Annotated in this window: 12 protein-coding genes; 7 read left to right on the forward strand and 5 right to left on the reverse strand. The window is 63.9% G+C overall.

Going from position 1 to position 16293, the window contains the following annotated elements; translation table 11 throughout:
• Positions 1-8 precede the first annotated feature (8 nt).
• From BMY67_RS10780 to BMY67_RS10790, 3 genes are all read left to right on the forward strand, one after another.
• Positions 9-860, forward strand: coding sequence for a hypothetical protein (locus BMY67_RS10780; RefSeq protein ID WP_092771288.1), 852 nt, complete (start codon positions 9-11; stop codon positions 858-860).
• A gap of 81 nt (positions 861-941) precedes the next feature.
• Positions 942-1973, forward strand: coding sequence for a sensor histidine kinase (locus BMY67_RS10785; protein ID WP_092771290.1), 1032 nt, complete (start codon positions 942-944; stop codon positions 1971-1973).
• Positions 1974-2219: 246 nt separating this feature from the next.
• The gene (locus BMY67_RS10790; protein ID WP_092771292.1) at positions 2220-3038 is read left to right on the forward strand and encodes a LytR/AlgR family response regulator transcription factor; all 819 of its coding nucleotides are present in this window, start codon (positions 2220-2222) and stop codon (positions 3036-3038) included.
• Between the two features lie 109 nt (positions 3039-3147).
• Here BMY67_RS10790 and BMY67_RS10795 read toward each other — a convergent pair whose 3' ends face one another.
• The 4 genes from BMY67_RS10795 to BMY67_RS10810 all read right to left on the reverse strand — a co-directional run bounded on the left by BMY67_RS10795 (position 3148) and on the right by BMY67_RS10810 (position 8615).
• Entirely contained in the window at positions 3148-3942 is a 795-nt protein-coding gene (locus BMY67_RS10795; protein WP_245744998.1) for a LytR/AlgR family response regulator transcription factor, read from the reverse strand.
• 142 nt (positions 3943-4084) lie between these two features.
• Positions 4085-5200, reverse strand: coding sequence for a sensor histidine kinase (locus tag BMY67_RS10800; RefSeq protein WP_177189786.1), 1116 nt, complete (start codon positions 5198-5200; stop codon positions 4085-4087).
• Between the two features lie 121 nt (positions 5201-5321).
• The gene (locus BMY67_RS10805) at positions 5322-6041 is read right to left on the reverse strand and encodes a hypothetical protein (protein ID WP_092771296.1); all 720 of its coding nucleotides are present in this window, start codon (positions 6039-6041) and stop codon (positions 5322-5324) included.
• 372 nt (positions 6042-6413) lie between these two features.
• The gene (locus BMY67_RS10810; protein WP_092771298.1) at positions 6414-8615 is read right to left on the reverse strand and encodes a TonB-dependent receptor; all 2202 of its coding nucleotides are present in this window, start codon (positions 8613-8615) and stop codon (positions 6414-6416) included.
• Between the two features lie 379 nt (positions 8616-8994).
• Here BMY67_RS10810 and BMY67_RS10815 point away from each other — a divergent pair, with 379 nt between their 5' ends.
• The 4 genes from BMY67_RS10815 to BMY67_RS10830 all read left to right on the forward strand — a co-directional run bounded on the left by BMY67_RS10815 (position 8995) and on the right by BMY67_RS10830 (position 13754).
• A complete protein-coding gene (locus tag BMY67_RS10815; protein WP_177189787.1) occupies positions 8995-10113 on the forward strand; it encodes a hypothetical protein in 1119 nt (372 codons plus the stop codon).
• A gap of 25 nt (positions 10114-10138) precedes the next feature.
• Complete coding sequence (locus BMY67_RS10820) at positions 10139-10588, forward strand: GNAT family N-acetyltransferase (RefSeq protein ID WP_092771303.1); 450 nt, start codon at positions 10139-10141, stop codon at positions 10586-10588.
• Between the two features lie 182 nt (positions 10589-10770).
• The gene (locus tag BMY67_RS10825; RefSeq protein ID WP_092771305.1) at positions 10771-12447 is read left to right on the forward strand and encodes a M28 family peptidase; all 1677 of its coding nucleotides are present in this window, start codon (positions 10771-10773) and stop codon (positions 12445-12447) included.
• Positions 12448-12491: 44 nt separating this feature from the next.
• Positions 12492-13754, forward strand: coding sequence for a WD40 repeat domain-containing protein (locus tag BMY67_RS10830; RefSeq protein WP_092771307.1), 1263 nt, complete (start codon positions 12492-12494; stop codon positions 13752-13754).
• A 75-nt stretch (positions 13755-13829) separates the two neighbouring features.
• Here the strand turns inward: BMY67_RS10830 and BMY67_RS10835 are convergent, their stop codons facing one another.
• Positions 13830-16277: a S9 family peptidase gene (locus BMY67_RS10835; RefSeq protein WP_092771309.1), complete on the reverse strand. Its 2448-nt coding sequence runs from the start codon at positions 16275-16277 to the stop codon at positions 13830-13832.
• Positions 16278-16293 lie beyond the last annotated feature (16 nt).

Consider the following 16293-nt stretch of genomic DNA (forward strand, 5'->3'; position numbering starts at 1 on the left):
CTACTGCTATGGCTAGTCTACCACTTCCTGAAACCCTGCTGGAACTCCCCACCAGCCCCCGCTGGCCTGGCGCGCTGGCCCGCCAGTTACGGCAGCTGCACCACGCCAACCCCGTACTGAGCGCGGTGGGCTGGCTGCACGTAGCCTTGCTGCTGCTGGCCCTGGCACTACTGCCCTTCGACGGGCGGGTGGTAACGGGCCTGCCGGTGTGGATTAAGCCCGCCAAATTCGCCGTTTCGGTGGCGCTGTACGTCTGGTCGCTGGGCTGGCTGCTGGCCGGGTTGCCGGCCCAGGCCCAGCGGGCCGTGCGCGGACTGAGCTGGGGCGTGGCGGTGAGTATGGTGGTGGAAATCGGCTGCATATTTCTGCAAGCCGCCCGCGGCACTACCTCCCACTACAACAACGCCAGCCTGTTCGATGGCGTGGTATTCGGGCTGATGGGCGTGTTTATTCTGGTGAACACGCTGCTGACGATTTGGGCCGTTTACCTGGTGTGGCGGCACCGGCCCGCCGGCCCGGCCGGCTACGTGTGGGGTGTGCGGCTGGGGCTGGGGCTGTTTCTGGTGGGCTCGGTGCTGGGCGGCGTTATGATTCGGCTGGGCCAGCACACCGTAGGCGCGCCCGACGGCGGCCCCGGCCTGCCGGGCCTGGGCTGGAGCACCCGCGCCGGCGACCTGCGGGCCGCCCATTTTCTGGGGCTGCACTCCTTGCAAATGGTGCCGCTGCTGGGCTGGGCCCTCAGCCACTGGCTACCCCGTCGCGCCGTGCTGCTTACCTGGCTGGGAGCCGCCCTGTACGCCGCGGCCGTAGCCGGGCTGTTCGCGCTGGCCCTGTGCGGGGTGCCGTTACTTAGTGCTTAGTGGAAAACGTCATTCAGGGCATGTTGCGCAAGGCCGAAGAATCTTGCGTGCAGCCGCCACTGACTTACTACCTTTAATCACGTGAACAACCGTCGGTTTTTGTTGGTAGGCATCCCGGTGCTGGCGCTGGTTATCACGCTGACCACGGGCAGCTGGCACGGGCACGCGTTCTGGGACTGGCGCTTGGTAGTCGACTATAGCATTGCGCTGTACTTCACTGCTTTCTTGTGGCTTGGCAACCGGTGGTTGTGGAGCTGGCTGCTGGGCCAGCTGCCGCGGGTAGAGCAAACCAGTCGGCGGCTGTGGCTACTGGCAGCGGGTTCAGTGCTATTTACAGCTGCCGCTACACTGCTACTGCGCCTGCCACTGCACGGGTTGCTGCCGCAGTATTTTCCGCTGAGCTGGACCGAGCAGCAGGCCGCCGTTTTGTTCAACCTTATCCCGACGGTGGTCGTCCAAACGCTCTACGAAACAATTTTTTTCTTCCAGAAATGGCAGGAAAACGTGCGCCGGGCCGAGCAACTGCAAAGCGCCGGGGTGCAAAGCCAGCTCGAAGCCCTGCAAAGCCAGCTCGACCCGCACTTTCTGTTCAACTCGCTCAACACCCTCTCGGCCCTCATCGAGCCCGAAAACGAGCCGGCCCAGGATTTCGTGGAGCAGCTCGCCGACGTGTACCGCTACGTGCTGCTGGCTCGCGAGCAAACTACGGTTCCGCTGGCCGAAGAGCTGGCTTTCGTCGATACCTACCTGGCCCTGCACAAAGCCCGGTTCCGCGACAACCTGCAAGTGCGCACCCAGGTGCCGGCGGCCCTGCACCAGCGCCGGGTAGCCCCGCTAAGCGTGCAGCTGCTGGTTGAAAACGCGCTGAAACACAACGTAGCCTCCCGCGAGCAGCCGCTGGCCCTGCACCTGAGCGCCGATGCAGCCACCGGCTATTTCACTGTCGAAAACACATTGCGCCCCCGCCCCGCCGGCTTGGTGCCGGGCACCGGCACCGGCCTGCGCAACGTGCGCCACCGCTACGAGCTGCTGCAAGCGCCCCACCCCGTAACAGTAACCACCGAAGCCGGCTGGTTTCGGGTGCGGCTGCCGCTGCTGGGAGGTGAGAGGTGAGAGGTGAGAGGTGAGAGGTGAGAGGTGAGAGGTGAGAAAGGGTACGGGACCGGGGAATAAAAAGAACGTCATTCTGAGCGAAGCCGGAGGCGAAATCGAAGAATCTCGCGTGCCAAAGTAATTCCTGACATTAGCTGCCGCTTCAACGTCAGCACGCGAGATTCTTCGACTTCGCTCAGAATGACGTTCTTTTTGCTCCCCGGTTCCCGTACCGTTTCTCACCTCTTACCTCCCCCTTCTAACGAAATGACTGTTCTGCTGCTCGAAGACGAGTATCCGGCGGCCGAGCGGCTGCAACGGGTGTTGCGCCAGGCCGCGCCCGAGGCGCAGGTGCTGGCCGTGCTCGATACCGTGGCCGGCGCCCTCGACTGGCTGGATACCAACCCCGCCCCCGACCTGATTCTGTCCGACATTCAGCTGGCCGACGGCCTGAGCCTCGATGTGTTCGAGCAGACGGTGGTTTGCAGCCCGGTCATTTTCACCACCGCCTACGACGCCTACGCCATCCGGGCCTTCCGGGCCAATAGCATCGACTACCTGCTCAAGCCCGTGAAGCTGACCGAGCTAACCGCGGCCCTGGCCAAGCTACGCCGCTGGCCCGCTCCCGCAGCTCCCGCCGGGCCTACCAGCCCCCCCGCCGCCGACGCCCCGGCCCAGCGTCTGGAGCGCCTGCTCGACGCGCTGCCCCGGCCCGAGCGCCAGCACAAATCCCGGTTTCTGGTGCGCCACGGCGAGCAGCTGCTGCCGCTGCCCGCCACCCAGGCCGCTTGGTTTCAGAGCCGCCACGAAACCACCACCCTGGCCACGCTCGACGGCCGCCGCTTCATCATCGATTACACCCTGGAGCAACTGGAAAGCCTGCTGGACCCCACCCAGTTTTTCCGCCTCAACCGCCAACTCATTGCCCAGCTACCCGCCGTACATCGCCTGCACCCGCACTTCAACGGCAAATTACTGATTGATTTGCAGCCCGCTCCCAGCGAAGAGGTGTTGGTGAGCCGGGAGAAAGCGGGAGCGGTAAAGGCTTGGTTGGATAGGTGGGATGGTGAGGTGGTGAGGTGGTGAGATGGTGAGATGGTGAGATGGTGAGATGGTGAGTTTGATGTTCTGGAAGCCTATTAGCGCAAATCGCGCAAGTAGAACATCAAACTCACCATTTCACCATCTCACCACCTCACCTATCCAGCCACTCCTTGAAGGTGCTTACTTTCTCGCGGCTCACTAGGACCGTGTTGTTGTCGGGGGGGGCGGGCTGGAGGATGGTTTGCAGGCGCGAGTTGGTGTAGTGGATGATGTCGCGGATGGCGGTGGCGCGGGCCAGGTAGGCGCGGTTGAGGCGGAAGAACTCGCGCGGGTCGAGCAGGCTTTCCAGCTGCTCCAGCGTGTAGTCGACCACCAGGCGGCGGCCCTCGTGGGTGTGGAGCAGGGTGGCTTTTTCGAGGCTGGCGAAGTAGGCAATGTCCTCGACCGGCACGGCCTTGAGGTGCTCGCCCACCCGCACCACGAAGCGCGACTTATACTCGCGGGCCGGCTGCCGGGCCTGCTCCAGCACCTGGGCCAGCAGGGCCGCATCGAAGGGCACCGGGGCCGGGGCGGCCGTTGCCTGCCGCTGCACCAGCTTCTGTAAGGCCGCCGTCAGCTCCTCAGGGTCGATGGGTTTGAGCAGGTAATCGACGCTGTTGACTTTGAAAGCGCGCAGCGCGTACTTGTCGTAGGCCGTGGTGAAAATGACGGGGCAGCGGATTTCCAGCCGCTCGAACAGCTCGAAGCTTAGGCCATCGGCCAAATGAATATCGAGCAGCAGCACGTCGGGCGCGGGGCCGGGTGCCCGCAGCAGCTGTTCGGCCTCGGCCACCGATTCGGCCGTGCCCACGACTTCTACCAGCATGGGCTGTTTTCGCAGCAGCCCGGCCAGGCGCGTGGCGGCCAGCGGCTCATCTTCAATAATAAGGGCGCGGAGGGGTTTCAAGGGGCAATAGACAAGTAAACGTTAAAAATTGAACAGTCGTAGCGCGAAGCTCCAGCTTCGCGTACCGTTGAACGACAGCCGTTGGAAATCAGCACCGACACGCGAAGCTGGAGCTTTGCGCTACAGTCGTTCAGCCCTGCCCCTACCGCAGCTCCAGCACCGGCAGCGTTACAGTGAATTCGGTTTCCGATTCGGTAATCAGCACGGGTTGGGGCGTGAGGAAGGCGTAGCGGGCCTGTAGGTTGGGCAGGCCCAGGCCCGTCGATTCGCCCTCGGCCAGGCGGCGGGGGCGGCGCGAGTTGCGCACCACCAGCTGGCGGTTGGCGGAATCAAACTCGATAATGAGGCGCAGCGGATTGTGGCGGGACGTGGCGTTGTGCTTGAGGGCGTTTTCGAGCAGCAGTTGCAGGGCCAGCGGGGGCACGTACAGTTCGGCCAGTTCAGCCGCCGGGGGCAGGCGCATTTCCACCTGCACGCCTTCGCCCAGGCGGGTGCGCTGCAAAAACAGGTAGCTCTCGGCGAAGGCCAATTCCTCGGTTAGCGGCACCAGCTCCTGGTCCTGGCTATCGAGCACGTAGCGGTACACCTGGCTGAGCTGGCGGATGAAGCGCGTGGCGCGGGCCGGGTCGCGCGCCTCCTCGACCAGCGAGGTGAGGGCGTTGAGCGAGTTGAACAGGAAGTGCGGGTCGAGCTGGCGGCGCAGCGAATCGGCCTGGGCGCGGGCGTTTTCGGTTTGCAGCCGCTCGGCCCGCAGCGCCGTTTCGCGCCAGCCCATCAGAAACGCCCGGCTGTGCAGAAACAGCGACACGAACAGGGTAATAAGCAGCGGTATCACGAACGGCTGCCAGGTAAGCGAGCTAAGCGGGCGGTGATGGTAAAGCACCCGGAAGCTGCCATCGACGAGCAGAATGACCAGCAGCGACATCACCAGCGAGAAGGCCAGCGTGAGCAGAAACCGCCGGATGGGGTGCTTGGTCCAGTCGAGGTAGCGGCCCAGCCACTCGGCCGGGTAGCCGTTGGCCAGCCACAGCCCGCTGGTATAGAAGAAATTGTAGCCGAACGTCACCAGGAAATCTTCGCTCCAGACCGGTCCCCCGCCGTTGAAAATCAGCGCCAGCCCAAACGACACCACCGTCATCAGCCCCAGTCCTTTCCAGACGTTGCGGTGCGGGTAATACCGCGAAATGCTCCGTTTGGCCCCCGTGGCCGGCTGGTCGGCCGCCGGGGCAGCATGTGCAGAAACAAAGGCGGATTTCACGAGCGGGGCCTGGAATACATTGGGGGCGGAAGGTATCAAAACAATGGGAAAGCCGCCCCGCAAGGCGTGAAGTTGGCCGGGGCGCCGCAGCCGAAAAGCCGTGGGCCCCAACTGTAGCAGCTTACTTTACGGCGGCGGTTTCGTACTTTTTCAGCCGGCCGTTCACCTGGCCTTCGCCCCAGTTGGGCGCCAGGCTGGAAGCGGGCTTGAAAGCGGCGTAGCGGGCCTGGGCCTGCTGGTAAAGTGGCTTGGCCACCTCGGGGCCGCCGCCGAACATGGCGGGCGTGAAGTACACGTTGTTGGCCTGCACCAGGTAAGCGCGCGGGTTAGCGGGGTTGCGTTGCATGGCCTGGGCCACGGTTTCGTTCACCATGCCGGCGTACTTCATGCCCCGCAGCACAGGCGAAACTCCCATTCGGGCCTGATAGATGTAGGCCTGCAATACCAGCAACTCCGACTCGTCGGCCCCGACCAGCTTGCGGGCCTGGGCCAGGGCGGCCTCGGCCTGGTCAAGGGTTTTGTCCTTGGCCTCATCAGAATCCTTGGGACTCTGGAATACGGTGATGAGCAGCGCGTAGGCTTGGTAGTAGCGGGGCAGCCAGTCCTGGGGCTTCGCGGCGGCGGCCCGCTCCATTTTGGCGGCGCTGGCCCGCAGCACGGCCGGGTCGGCAGTGTTCATGAGCTCGGTTATGGCGGCCGTCACCATGGCGGTATAGGCGTCGGCAGGGGCGGCGGCAGTACCGGCAATGGTGGCCGATGTGGCGGAAGCGGCGGCCGGCTGCTGGGCCAGGGCGGCAAAAGCAGCAGCAACCAGGGCGAGGGTGAACAGGGACTTTTTCATGGTTGAAAAGGGGGTAAGAAGTTGAGGGTAGAAGCGTGATTGGTTTGCTGATGCTAAGGTGGCTCCCAGCCAGAGCTTCTGAAACTTGCCGTTACCGAAGCGTCGGATAAGGCGGATGAAATGGTGAGATGGTGAGGTGGTGAGATGGTGAGGTGGTGAGATGGTGAGATGGTGAGGTGGTGAGGTGGTGAGATGGTGAGATGGTGAGGTGGTGAAGTGGTGAAGTGGTGAGTTTGCTGTTCAAAGGCCCTGGGGGCCTGTCGGCGCGAAATGCGCGGGTGGGGCAAGCCAGCGGAGCAGTTGTTCAGTTTTCACTTAGGCCCCCGGGCCCTCGAACAGCAAACTCACCATTTCACCATCTCACCAAATCACCTATTCCGGCCGCTCGTTCACGCTGGCGGGGGCCTTCTGGTTGATATTCACGAACAGGCCCAGGAACACCATGCGCGGGGCGGTGGGCGTGATGGCCACGCGGTTGAACTGGCCGGTGGCGGCCTCGGGGTGGCTGGCGTAGCGGTAGCCGTACACGTTGGGGAACGCCAGCACGTTGCTCACCGACAGATGCACGATGGTGAACTGGCCCAGCAGCCGGGTGAGGTAGCTGGCATTCAGGCTCAAATCCTGGAAAGCGGGCAGCAGCCCTTGGTTGTAGCCCGCTTCGGGCTGGTTGAAGTCGTGGTAGCGGCGGGGGCTGCCGTAGCTGTAGGTGGCCCCCAGCAGCGTGTGCAGCGCCGGCACCCAGTACTTGGTTACCACCGACACATTGTGGCGGGCGGCGAAGGTGGGCACGGCCCGCACCGGGTCCTGGCGGTACTGCCGCTTGGTGTCCAGAAAGCCGTAGCTGAGGTAGTATTCGAGGTTTTTTACGCTCGTCCGGTCGCGCCACAGCACATCCAGGCCGCGGGCGTAGCCGGCGCCGCCGTTGTCGTAGCCCAGCGGGTTGCGGGGCTGCCGGCCATCGAAGCGCACGAGTTGAGCGTAGGTTTTGTGGTAGGCTCCGAGCTGGAGCAGCCGGCCTTTTTGAGTGTACTGATAAGTCAGCACGGCGTGCCGGGCCCGCTCGAAGCCCAGCCGGGGGCCGGCTACCAGCAGCAGGCCGTTGTCGGGCGTTTGGTAGAAACGGCCGTAGGCGGCCGAGAGGGAGCTATTTTCGGTGGTCTGGTAGGCCAGCGCCACCCGGGGCGCGGCGTTCCAGCGGCTCAGCAGCGCCGAGTATTCGGCGCGCCCGCCCACCCGGCCCGCCAGCCGGTCGGTCAGCTGAAAATCACTCTCGATAAAACCGGCCAGCCGATTTTCGCGGAACTCCGGCCGGTACGTCAGTGGGTCGGCCGCGTTGGGTTGCACCGCCTGGCTCACCTGTTGCACCAGGCCTTCGGCCCCTATTTTCACATTGAAGCGGGCGTTGGCCGAGTCGTTGATGAGCACCAGCCGGCCCACCAGGGCCTGCTCCAGGGTGCGCAGCCGCACCGAATCGGGGCGCACGCGCTGGTCGTCGCGGCTCAGGGCCAGGCCGCTTTGCAGGCTCCACCCCCGGCGCAGCGGGCTGCGGAAGGTGGCATTGAGGTAGGCGTTGCGGCCGCGCAAACCCACAGTTTGCACGCCGGCCGGCTCAGGACTGGGCTGGCCGATTCGCAGCTGCTGGCTGTTCCAGGTGCCATACACTTTCAGCATGCCGGCCTGCCCGGTGCGGTGGTGCAGCGTGGCCGAGGTGGCCAGCCCGCGCGGGGCCTGGTCCCAGCGCACGTTCTGGGGCAGCAAGCCGGCGTAGGGTGTCAGGTTGGTATAGTCGGCGCTAACAGCCAGCGAAGTCCGCTCCCAGCGCCGGGTGCGCGAGGCCCCCACGAATACAGAGGTAGCCGACAGGCCGGTCTGGGTTTCGGGGGCCAGGTCGGTCGAGTTCAGCAGCAGCACGCCCGACAGCGCCTGTCCGTACAGGGCCGAGTAGCCGCCGGTGCTGAACACAGTGCCCTTGAACAGGCTGGGCGAAAACCTTCCCCGGGCCGGTACCGCTGCCACCGTGGGGTTGAACGGATTCTGCACGACCATGCCATCGAGGTACACCTTGGTTTCCGAAGTGGCCCCACCGCGTACGAACAGCATACCATCCTCCCCCACCCGGGTAGTGCCGGGCAGGGTATTGAAGGCGGCGGCCACGTCGGCCAGCGCCCCGGCCGTGGTTTGAATGTCGCGGGTGTTGAGGGCGGCGCTGCGGTGCTCGTCGCTAGCCTCAAAGGCCCCGGCCGTCACGATAACCGAGCCTAGCGCGTGCGGTTCGGCTTTCATCACGAAGGCCAGCGGCGCGGCCGGGGCGGGCAGCATCAGGGGTTTTTCGGCCGTGATAAAGCCCAGCAGACTGGCCTGTACCACGTAAGCGCCCGCCGGGGCCGCCGTTTCAAACTGGAACCGGCCCAGCGAATCGGTGCTGGCCCCGTCGAAAGTGCCCCGCACAAATACATTCACGCCCGGCAGTGCCTGGCCGCCGGCGTCGCGCACGGTGCCGCGCAGGGTACTGGTTTGGGCGAAGCCGGTGAGGGTGAGTAGCAGCAGCAGCAGCAGCGGTAGGAGGCGTTTCATGGCGGGGTCGGTGAAGTGATGCCCAAAAGTGCGCCGCCGCCGGGCCGCCTGAAACTCGCCGTTACCGAAGCGTCGGATGAGGCGGATGAAGCGTGGGGATTAGGGCTGAAAACTCATCCGGCACATGTTGCGCCTCAACGATTAGGCTTCACTTCTACTTCTTACCTACCTTCGCCCTTGCTGCCAACGCCACCCTTTAATGACCGAAAATACCCGTATTAAGCGCCTTTTCCGCGATGCCATCCGACGTGGCACCGGCCGGGCATATCTGCTAATGCAGGCGCATCCGGAGGTTAATTTCGGACCTGACATTTTGAAGGCGGCTTGCACCAATTTTGCCTACGACCCACAGTGCGAGGGCAGCCGGGGAGAGTATATCGTGCGGTTAATGCTGCTTTCGGCGCAGAAAGAGTATCTGATTTCCCGGGTGCTGGCCCTGCTAGTCGCCCACGAGCAAGAGTGGGCCCTGACCCAGCTATTCGATATTGCCCGGCGCCTGGCCCTGGCGGGGTATCCGGCGGCCCGCACGGCCTTTTACCAGCGGTTCGAGCTAGGAGGCTCGGCGGGGTATGCCTACGCGGGCGAGTACGAGTTGGTGCTGTTAGATGGGCCGGCCGGCCTGCTTCGGGCAGCCATCGTACGCGGCCGGTTGCTGGCAGCCGACCCGGAGAACTGGGAGGACGATGGCCTTATCAGCTTCACCCAGGAAAGGAACCCTGATGTAGCGGTGGAGACCGAACTGGAGAAAGCCGCCGCTACCAACGAGCACGTGGCCCGCTACCTGCAAGCCGTGCAGGAAAGCCAGCGGCCGGAGCCCTACACCCCTTCCCGGCCCGCAATTCCGGACTTGCAGTATCTGCGCCATTTGCTGGCGAACCGCAAGCGGCGGCGCATTCCCCGGCACGTTGTCCGGCGCGTTGTTCGGCGGCTACCAGCGCGGCAGCTTCGGCTGTTAGCGGCCGAGTTCGAGCAGGAAACCAGCCGAACTCGCCAGCTTCGGTATTTACAGGTGTTTCGCTACGTGAAGCTGCCGCTGGGCTATAAGTTGCTGCTGCCGCTGGCCGAGGCTCAGCCGCCCCATTACACCCCGGCACTCGACGATGCCGTGGAGGCACTTGTCTTTTTCCAGTCCCCCGCTATCCGCGAATTTGCTTTAGCAAGGCTCTCCAGCTCCCCCATTCCCTGGCTCTATGCCAGCCTATTTTTCAACAACTACCAGGCGGGCGATGAACGACTGCTACTCCGGCTCGTTGAGCAAACCACCGGCGAGGATGCCATCGAAAGCCTGGCCATCAGTCTGTGTGCTATCTACCAAAAGAACCGAATCAAAAAGTGCCAGAAACCCCTGTGGGCCATCTACCAACGCATGAACTGCGGAATGCACCGGGCCCAAGTGGTGGAGTTGCTGCTGAAGCGCGGCGTGCTGCCGGCCGATATCCGGGAAGAAATTCCCTTCGACAGCTACGAGGGCGTGCGGCACCTGGCGGCTGGCTGCTAATTACCAAACCCGCATCTTTGCCCCCATGCCCCTCACCTGGACCCTCAAGCCCTTCGCCCACCTGACCACCACCGAGCTGTACGCGCTGCTGCAGTTACGGTCCGAAGTATTCGTGGTGGAGCAAACCTGCCCGTTTCAGGATATCGACGGGCTCGACCAAACCGCCTGGCACCTGCTGGGCCATGCACCCGGCGGCGAGCTGGCCGCCTATGCCCGACTGTTCGGGCCCGGCGTGGCCTTCCCCGAAGCCAGCATCGGGCGGGTGGTGAGTAGCCCCCGCCACCGCCGCACCGGCCTGGGCCGCGAACTGATGAGCCAGGCTATTGGCGGCGTCGAGCGCCTGTTCGGCTCCCAGCCCATCCAGATCGGGGCCCAGCTGTACTTGCAGGAGTTCTACGAGAGCTTCGGCTTCCGGCAGGTGGGCCCGGGGTATCTGGAGGACGACATTCCGCACATCCACATGGTGCGGGCGTAAAGGCTGTTGGGCGGGTGTAGAGACGCATAGTTGCGTCTCGGCGTTGCTGACTGTTGAATGGCGGTACGAAACGGTCAACGTCAGCAATGATGAGACGCAACTATGCGTCTCTACACCGTGCTGGCAACGCCAAAAACCTTTTGCAATGGTCAGGGAAGAACTTTTTGGTGTATGTTAGCCTGATGAAGTTTTCTGCCCTACTCCTGCTCCCGGCCCTTCTGCTACCCGCTTTGGGGGTATTTGCCCAGACCGGCACGTCCTCCCCGCTCAACCTGCCCAAGCCCGTGCGCCGGGCGCTGGCCCAGGTGCGGCCCGAAGCCATGCGCGCCCACGTGGCCTACCTGGCCGACGACCGGCTGCTGGGCCGTAAGCCCGGCACGCCCGGCTACCAGCTGGCCGTCGATTACGTGGTGGCCCAGCTGAAAGAGCGGGGCGTGGCGCCGGCCGGCGAAAACGGCGGCTTCACCCAGCGCGTGCGTCTGCGCCGGTCCACCGTGCGGCCGGGCGCTACCGCCAGCTACCAGCCGGCGGCCGGCGCGGCCTCTGCGGCCGGGCTGCCGCTCGATGCCATCAGCCTGCTGCCCCACCCCGAGCAGCCCAGCGCCCAGCTTCCCGCCACCGGCCTGATATTCGCGGGCTACGGCATCTCGGCCCCGGCCAACAACTACGACGACTACCAGGGCCTCGACGCCAAGGGGAAAGTAGTAGTGGTGCTGCGCGGGGCACCGCCGGCCTTCCCGAGCACCGTGGCCGCCGCCAGCCAGGACCAGACCCAAATCGTGCGCACGGCCGCCGCCCACGGGGCGGTGGGCGTGCTGTTTGCCACGCTGCGGCCCGCGTTGGGCGGTCCGGCGCGGCTGGCGTCGAGCACCAGCGTGCTGGGGGCTGATGGCAAGGTGGCCGCCGCCCGCGGCTTTGTGAGCGGGCCGGGCGGGGTAGCGCTTACCGGCACGCTTTCGGCCGCCGGCCTGCAGACCCTGCTGCGCGCTGCCGCTTCCGACACGGCCCAGATTATGCGGCGGCTGCGGGCCAGCCAGCCAGCCCCGGTGCTGTTGCCCGGCACGCTCGCGGCCCAATGGGAATCGACTTACCAGGATTTCGATTCCTACAATGTGGTGGGCAAAATCACGGGCTCCGACCCAAAGCTGCGCGATGAATACGTGGTGCATTCGGCCCACCTCGACCACCTGGGCGTGGGCGCGCCCGTGCGCGGCGACTCCATCTACAACGGGGCCCACGACAACGCCACGGGCGTGGCTTCGGTGCTCGAAATTGCCGGTATCTATTCGCGGCTCAAGCAGAAGCCCGCCCGCAGCATTCTGCTGGTGCTGCAAACCGGCGAGGAGCTGGGCTTGCTGGGCTCGGCCTACTTCGCGGCCCGGCCCACCGTGCCCGCCGCCAGCCTCGTGGCCAACGTGAATACCGATATGCCCACCATCATTGCCCCGCTGCTGTCGGTGGTGCCGCTGGGGGCCCAGCACTCCACGCTGGCCGCACCGGTGGCCCAGGCCGCGGCCTACCTCAAGCTGCCAGTGGAGGACGACCCCGAACCCGAGCAGAACCGCTTTATCCGCTCCGACCAGTACAGCTTCGTGGCCCAGGGCATTCCGGCGCTGCACCTCAAGTACGGCAACCGCACGCCCGACGGCCGCAACAACCTCAGCGAGCAGGTAAAGCAGTGGCGCGCCGCTACCTACCACAAACCCCAGGACGACATGAGCGGCACCTTCGATTTCGAGGCCGGCCGCACCTACGTGCAGCTCAATTTCCTGGTCGGCTACCTAATAGCCCAAAACCCCGAACGCCCCCGCTGGAACCCCGGCGACTATTTCGGCCGGCAGTTCGGGGGGCAGCGGTAGCGAAGCAGCCAGATACAATCCAACATATTCAGTTCTCAAATCCAATGGCAGAGCATCTTGACACGAATCAACCTACTATTCAAGAAGAGTGGTATTCAAAAGGCGAAACTTATGCGCAAGGAATCAATGAGATGGTTGCTTTCGGCGAAAAGAATGGCTGGGATAATTGGCAAGGGCCCGATCCGAAAGACGAAAGGGAGCATCTGGCGGCAGAAGTGCTGGCCCGGTTAAAGCAGGCTAACCTCGACAACGAGGTAGCAAGTTTTCGGAGTGATTTTCCGCCAGCGCACCAACCCATAATTTCCTTTCTGGAAAAACAGGCACAAAGCGTTGAGCAATTACATTTTGTAAGCGGCCAGAAAATTGTTTTTCTGACGGGCCGAAGCTACCAGAACCGGCAGGCGTACAGCCTGGAGGACGACCAAGTAGTGAAGCTCGACGAGCACATTAAAGCCATTGGCAAATCGCAACAGGGCGACGTATTCGCCCTGGCAGCGCATGGGAAAGTAACCACCTGCCGTGGCTGGAAAGGCGAGGTAATAGCAGAATTTACGCTGAACAAAACGGCGGATTTGGGCATCACGGAGCTGATCCCTTTTAATGATGGTAAGCGGTTTCTGCTGGTTAGTTCGGAAGGAATCTACCTGGTGTCCGGAGGAGAAGAGAAGCTGCTTCACCCCCTAAACGACGACAACGAGGAGGATTGGTCGCCGGATATTGACATGGAAAATGCCGCCTTATCAAATGACAACCGCTACATCGCCGTTGGCGACCAGTGCTACGATCATAGGATTTTAGATGCGGCTGGAAATACACTGGGCACCATCGGGCCGCAATCATCCTACCCCCATTTTTGCCTGTTCTCAAAGGATGACCGGCAGCTCATCACCAATTCCTGCCACTTCTACAACGGTGTAACTATCGGCGTCGAATCCGAATTGTTTGACGGAGTAGCTATTGAGGGATATACCGAAAGCGAAGACTACACAACAATTGATGAAGGAATGCGGGTTTACGCTGGCCTGTCGACCAAAGATTATTACATTCTGGGCGACGCCTACGGCTATATCAGGGCCATTAATAGAGGAGGAGAGAAAATCTGGGAATATTTTCTGGGCTCAACTATCAGCGGAATGACCATTTCCGAGGATGAGCGGACGTTGTGGGTTGGCTCAACCAGCGGGATGCTGCACAAACTCACCTTGGGCAAAGGCCACCGGGATACGCACACGATTGGCAGCGGCCAGCACTACGAGGAATTCCGATTGCTCATCTGGAAAGATGAGCCGCAGATATGGAGATGGTAACAGGCAATCTATTGTAACGCAAAACCGCCCCGCCCACTAGGTGGGCGGGGCGGTTTGACAACAGGCTGAGCCGAATTACTTAGCGCCGGCCTGGCCGACCGGGGTTTCGGTGCCGGCGGCGGGGGCGTTCTTCACGAACTTATCGAGCCAGCTGTTCATCTCCCAGAGCATGTGCAAGAGCGACTCCTTGGCCGTGTAGCCGTGGCTTTCGTAGGGCAGCAGCACCAGGCGCGTGCTGGCCCCGAAGCTCTTGAGGGCCGTGTAGTAGCGCTCCGACTGCATCGGGAAGGTGCCGGTGTTGTTATCGGCCTCGCCGTGCATGAGCAGCAGCGGGGTTTTCATCTTGTCGGCCTGCTGAAAGGGCGACATGGTATTGTACACCTCCGGGGCCTGCCAGTAGGTGCGCTGCTCGTTCTGGAAACCAAAGGGCGTGAGCGTGCGGTTGTAGGCGCCGCTGCGGGCAATACCGGCCCGGAACAGCTTGCTGTGGGTGAGCAGATTGGCCGTCATGAAGGCCCCGTAGGAGTGGCCGCCCACCGCCACGCGGTTGGCATCGACTACGCCGCGGCGCACGCCTTCCTCAATGGCGGCCTGGGCGCTCGATACGAGCTGCGTCACGTAAGTATCGTTCGGCTCCTTGTCGCCCTCGCCCACAATCGGGATGCTGGCGTTGTCGAGAATCGCGTAGCCCATGGTCACGAAGACGGCCGCGCCCCAGTAGCTGATGCGGTTGAACTGGTAGGGTGAGCCGTTGACCTGGCCGGCGGCGGCGGCACTCTTGAATTCGGCCGGGTAGGCCCACAGGAACGTGGGCAGCGGGCCGTCGGACTTCTTGTAACCGGCCGGCAGGTACAGCATGGCCGTCAGTTCCACGCCATCGGCGCGTTTGTAGCGGAGCTGCTCCTTCTGGATGCCCTTGAGCTGCGGGTAGGGGTGCGGGAAGTTGGTGACGCGCTGGGGCGCGCTGCGCTTGGCGAGGTTGCGGATGTAGTAGTTCGGGTTTTCGTCGGGCTGCTCCTGGGTGGTGAGCAGCACGCGCTTTCTGGCGTCGAGCACGGCGATGGGCCGCTCGAAGCGGGGGGCCTGGGAGCGCCAGATTTCCTGGCTTTTACCGGTTTTCAGGTTGAGCACGCTCACGAAGGGCCGGTCGCCGGTGCTGGAAGCGCCCGTGCCGTTGAGCAGCAGCAGTTCGCCGTTGGGCAGCAGGTTGAGCACGTCGCGGCCGTACTGGTTGCGGCGGGTGTCGGGCTGGCCGGGGTCGGAGTAGCGGTCCTCGTACGAGCGGTCGAACAGGGTGCTGGCCTGCCAGGTGCGTGGGTTCACGATTTTGGTCAGGCTCCGGCGCGACTGCCACCACCGCTCGGTAGCCAGGGCGGTCTTATCATCACCCCACTCAAAGCCGCCGAAACGGTACTGGGCCGCGTAAATCTGCTGGGGTGCGCCGGCAAACGGGGCGTCGAGGGCAAATACTTTGTCGCGGATATCGGCCTTCTTTTTGGGGTCGCCGCCGTCCTGGGCCTCGGTGTAGAAAACCGTGGCCGGCACATCGTGGCGCCAGTCGTAGTCGCGCGGGCCGGTGGGGGCGCCGTCGGGGCTGTAGGGCACGTTTTCCTGGGCGGGCGTGTCGGACAGCATTTTCACCAGCGTGCCATCAATGCCGAACACCTCCGTCCGGACCGGGAAGCGGTACACCGGCACGAGGTAGGAAAACGGCGCGTGCACGGTTTCCGTCAGCACATAGCGCCCATCGGGCGAGGCCTGCGCGCCGGTGATGATGCCCGGCTGGCCGATGGCCTTCGTCTGCCCGTCGAGGCCCAGGCGCATTACCTGGGCGGTGGCGTAGTAGTTGAACTGCTTTTCATCGGAAGGGTTCTTGAGCAGATCCTGGTAGGTGGGCGCCTGGCCCGAGCGGCCCAGGTTCTGCTGCACCGTGGGGCCAGTGGGCACGCGGCCGGGAGCCGGCGCGGCTCCGCGGCCAGCCGGCACGGCCCGCACAATAAAGCCCTGCCCGTCGGGCAGCCAGTTGTAGGGCGTGCCCAGCACGGCGTTCAGCGCCACGGTGCCCACGCGCCGGGCCGCGGCGGTGGCCACGTCGGCCACGTACAGCTCCAGCTGGGTGTCGGTGGTGTTGGTGAAGGCAAATTTGGTTTCGTCCGGCGACCATTGCAGGTAGCTCAGGCGGGCCTCGGCGGGCAGGCCGGTTACGGCCGTTTCGGCGCCGGAGGGCAGCTTTTTCAGCTTGAGGCCGGTGAGGTAGGAAGCGCGGCTGGGGCCGTTGGTGACGGGGTTGAGCCGCACGCCGGCCAGCCGCAACTCGGGCTGCGACAGCTCGGCGATGGTGGGGTTGGCGGCGCGCTCCAGAATCACCATGTACTGGCCCCTGGAATCCACGCTGACGCCCGGCGTAGGCGCCACGGTTACCAGGTCGGCCAGGGCTTTGGGGGGCGTCTGGTAGGTGGCGGCATCCTGCGCCAGCCCGGCGTGCGAGCCGAGCAGCAGCAGCCCAATGAGAAGTTTTTTCATGCCGAGTGGGGTTTTG

Origin of the sequence: Hymenobacter actinosclerus, assembly GCF_900111515.1 — a bacterium.
Taxonomy (GTDB): domain Bacteria; phylum Bacteroidota; class Bacteroidia; order Cytophagales; family Hymenobacteraceae; genus Hymenobacter; species Hymenobacter actinosclerus.

What these genes read in the sequence shown, in the direction of transcription:
- BMY67_RS10780 (WP_092771288.1), top strand. Translation starts at nt 9, where the DNA reads ATGGCTAGTCTACCACTTCCTGAAACCCTGCTGGAACTCCCCACCAGC.
- BMY67_RS10790 (WP_092771292.1), top strand. Translation starts at nt 2,220, where the DNA reads ATGACTGTTCTGCTGCTCGAAGACGAGTATCCGGCGGCCGAGCGGCTG.
- BMY67_RS10805 (WP_092771296.1), bottom strand. Translation starts at nt 6,041, where the DNA reads ATGAAAAAGTCCCTGTTCACCCTCGCCCTGGTTGCTGCTGCTTTTGCC.
- BMY67_RS10810 (WP_092771298.1), bottom strand. Translation starts at nt 8,615, where the DNA reads ATGAAACGCCTCCTACCGCTGCTGCTGCTGCTGCTACTCACCCTCACC.
- BMY67_RS10820 (WP_092771303.1), top strand. Translation starts at nt 10,139, where the DNA reads ATGCCCCTCACCTGGACCCTCAAGCCCTTCGCCCACCTGACCACCACC.
- BMY67_RS10825 (WP_092771305.1), top strand. Translation starts at nt 10,771, where the DNA reads ATGAAGTTTTCTGCCCTACTCCTGCTCCCGGCCCTTCTGCTACCCGCT.
- BMY67_RS10830 (WP_092771307.1), top strand. Translation starts at nt 12,492, where the DNA reads ATGGCAGAGCATCTTGACACGAATCAACCTACTATTCAAGAAGAGTGG.
- BMY67_RS10835 (WP_092771309.1), bottom strand. Translation starts at nt 16,277, where the DNA reads ATGAAAAAACTTCTCATTGGGCTGCTGCTGCTCGGCTCGCACGCCGGG.